Below are 2,657 nucleotides of genomic sequence, written 5' to 3' on the forward strand. Positions count from 1 at the left end.
CATTTTGGACGCTGGTACAACAGCAACCTCTCTGACCGCTATGGCTGGAAAGGCAAGGACAGCAAAGCCTGGTGGCAAGACAAGGACCAGGACGGAACTGGAAGCACCAAGGGATCCGGTGGGACTAAGGGTTCTGGCGGCTCCAATGGGTCCGGTGGCACCAAAGGCTCCGGCGGCTCCAACGGGTCCGATGGCACAAAAGGCTCCGGCGGCTCCAAAGGGTCCGATGGCACAAAAGGCTGCGGTGGAACCAAGGGCTGGGGCGGCAAGGGCCACCACGGCAAGAAACACTGGTGGCACCGTGAAGAAGACGATTGGAACGGCCATGGAAGCGGTGGATCTGGCGGCACCGGAGGTTCCGGTGGCACGCATGGATGCGGCTCCGGCACAAAGGGCACTGGCACGGGCGGTTCGGGCACTGGTGGTTCGGGAACAGGCGGCTCGGGCACAGGCGGCACCAAAGGGAGCAGCGGGACTAAGGGAACTGGCGGAACCAAGGGCACCGGAGATGGCGGTGGCGATACCGGCAAAACCTCGGTCACCTTTGAGATCGGCGGCAATGGCGACCCCAGAGTCTCTGTCGAGGTGCTGCAGACCCCGCAGGGGCAGCTGTTCATCAAGATGGAGCCGACGTCCTGGAATGGCGAAGTTGCCGATATCGACGGGCTGTTCTTCAACATGGCGGATGACGCCAGCGTCGACGGGCTGAATTTCTTCCCGGATGAAAACGCGCTGCCGGTCACAGGCCATGCGGCCAATGCCAACGCAGTCAATGCGCTGGACACCGGCACTACCGTGCCCGGCAATTTTGACGGCATGGTGCAATTCGGCCAGACGCCGGATAGCACCGACGGCACCGTCACCAATGCCAACTTTACCCTGTGGTCCGACGCCGGGCTGACGCTGGAGGATATCGACCTTAGCAGCATGTCGCTGGTAGTCAGCAACCCGGACGGCTCGCAGCAGGTGCTGGAGGGCGGGTACGATCCGGCGGCGGCGGCCAGCAGCGGTGCATCCTATGCCAATGGCGGGGTGACCGGTGACGGGCTGAGCAACTGGTATGACGCCAACCTGACCGGCCAGTTCCAGGGCAACGGCACCGAGGCCGGCACCGAGGATGTCATGGCGCTGATGAACCAGCCGGTGGGCGGCACCATGCCCGGCAACGGAACAGAGGGCGGCGCGGAAGATCTTTATGAGATCGCCTGAACCGGCCTGACCTGTGCCGCACATCCAGCAAGAGGGCGCTGCAGGGCGCCCTCTTGACGTTTAAAACCTTTTCAGGGCAGCGGATCCGTCTTGAACAGGCGGATTTTCAAGCCGCCATGCGCGACCGGGGCGCCAAAGGGCAGAAACGGCAGATTGGTCGCCTTGGCCAGCCCGGTTTCCGAGGTGACAATGCCAACACGCCAGCCGGAGAACCGTTCCTTCAGCACCTGTCCCAATGCGCCATAAAGGGCAAACAGCAGCTTTTTGTTGCCGATCCGCGCACCATAAGGCGGGTTGACGATGACCAGGCCGGGCGGGCCGTCCGGGCGTTGCAGATCACTGACTGCCGCCTGCAGAAACCGGGTGCAATCCGCCACGCTGGCGCGGCCCGCATTGGCCGCGGCCATTTCAACCGCGCCTTCATTGCGGTCGGAGCCGTGGAAAAACAGATCTGTCTCGCTAGCTTCACCTTGCTGCTTCAGCGCGGACCAGGCGCCGACGTCAAACGTGGCCAGTTTTTCGAACGCAAAGCTGCGGCTGCGGCCAGGCATCAGGCCTTTGGCGATCTCTGCCGCCTCGATCACAAAGGTGCCGGAACCGCACATCGGGTCCACCACCGGCTCATCCCCGGTATAGCCGCATTCCCGCAAGAACATGGCCGCAAGGTTTTCGCGCATCGGGGCCTTGCCGACAGCAGATTTATGGCCGCGCTTGTGCAGCCCCTCACCCGAGGTATCGACACTGAAGACGCAGAGGTTGTCCTCGATCCGCAGCTTGACCGTCACCTCCGCGTCTTTGGCGACAGGCGCGCCGAGGGTTTCGGAAATTGCTTTTTCCACCCGCTGGGCAGCAGCGCCGGCGTGGTAGATTTTGGACTTCTTGTTGGTGGCGACCTCCACCTTCACCGGCACGTCCGAGCGCAGCACGTCGCCCCAGGGAAACTTGCGCGCGCGTTTGTCTAGCTGGGCCAAATGGAAGGCGCGGAATTCGCCGATCCGGGCCAGCACACGGGCGGCGCCGCGCACCGACAGGTTAGCGCGCCAGACCTCGGGCCAGCCCCCCTGCACCGTGACCCCGCCCGGAACCGCCTTGGGGGCGGCAAAGCCCAGCTTCTTGGCCTCGGCCAGCAGCGCCTGTTCCAGTCCCGGCGCTGCGGTCAGGAAAATCTCGAATGTGCTTTCTTGCGTCATGCCGCCTCCTTAGCCGCAAAGCCTGCGCGCGGCGACTGTTTTTTCCGCAACCGTATAAGCGGAAAGTACCGTGGCGTCACAACCGTTGATGCTGCAATGCGGCATGCTTTCCGCCCATCAATTCCGGCCGCGAAGAGCAATAATTTCCAATTAAAAACAGGCGCATACGCATTACTAAAAAATTAGTTTGACAACATATTCCAACCTATGAAAGCTCTATAGCAGTCAGGTGCAGTGCATGCACAACTGGCCTTAAGC

2 protein-coding genes are annotated in these 2,657 nt (G+C 62.3%); one reads left to right on the top strand and one right to left on the bottom strand.

Annotated elements, in window-relative coordinates:
- A partial coding sequence (locus tag A2I95_RS30495) for a hypothetical protein (protein WP_291735896.1) occupies positions 1-1,209 on the top strand: 1,209 nt, incomplete at its 5' end.
- Between the two features lie 71 nt (positions 1,210-1,280).
- On the opposite strand, the gene A2I95_RS30500 is transcribed toward A2I95_RS30495, so the two are convergent.
- Positions 1,281-2,399, bottom strand: coding sequence for a class I SAM-dependent RNA methyltransferase (locus tag A2I95_RS30500; protein WP_291735898.1), 1,119 nt, complete (start codon positions 2,397-2,399; stop codon positions 1,281-1,283).
- Between the last annotated feature and the right edge of the window lie 258 nt (positions 2,400-2,657).

The sequence above is a fragment of the Leisingera sp. F5 genome, from assembly GCF_001593695.1.

Excerpts from the sequence above, each read along its gene's own strand:
- A2I95_RS30500 (WP_291735898.1), bottom strand. The coding sequence starts at position 2,399 with ATGACGCAAGAAAGCACATTCGAGATTTTCCTGACCGCAGCGCCGGGA.